Raw genomic sequence first — 643 nt, 5'->3', positions numbered from 1 at the left:
TTGGATTCTCGCTGGTTTTATTTTGGCGCTCAAACTGACAGGTAATGCCATTGGCTGGGGCGTTCAGTTCCAAAGCCCTTGGTTTTTAGGATTGATGGTTCTGGTCACAGGTTTGTTTGGCGCCAACATGCTAGGACTGTTTCAAATCCGTCTTTCGTCTGGCACCAGTACATGGCTCGCGTCGAAAGGCGACAACTCGTTAGCTGGACACTATGTGCAAGGGATGTTTGCAACCTTGCTTGCTACGCCGTGTTCTGCGCCTTTCCTAGGAACGGCCGTGGCGTTTGCCTTGGGTGCCGATATGGTTACGCTGTTTGCAATTTTCACCGCCTTAGCGTTGGGGATGGCGTTGCCTTGGATTATGGTGGCAATTTTTCCAAGCATGGCGCTTAAATTGCCGCAGCCGGGTCAGTGGATGAACGTGGTCAAAAACGTATTTGGTGTGATGATGTTGGCCACCAGCGTTTGGCTACTGTCTTTGATGGCCAATCACCTACCAGTGTTTTGGGTCATTCTCGTCGGTTTAGTCGCGTTTATTGTTCTGATGATTCGCGTTAAACGCGTTCATGGCGATAAAGCACTCGTGGTATCAGGCTCTGCATCGCTTATCTTAATTGCTGGCGGGCTGCTACTTGGCAGTGTA

At 50.2% G+C, this 643-nt stretch carries 1 pseudogene; it reads left to right on the top strand.

The annotated features are described in order from the left end of the window. Positions 1–643, top strand: a pseudogene (locus R8N49_RS27995) (cytochrome C biogenesis protein); the annotation flags it as partial.

Source organism: Vibrio sp. 1978 (genome assembly GCF_033344345.1).
The sequence above is the reverse complement of the archived record's forward strand: the minus strand, read 5'-3'. Positions and strand labels throughout refer to the sequence as shown.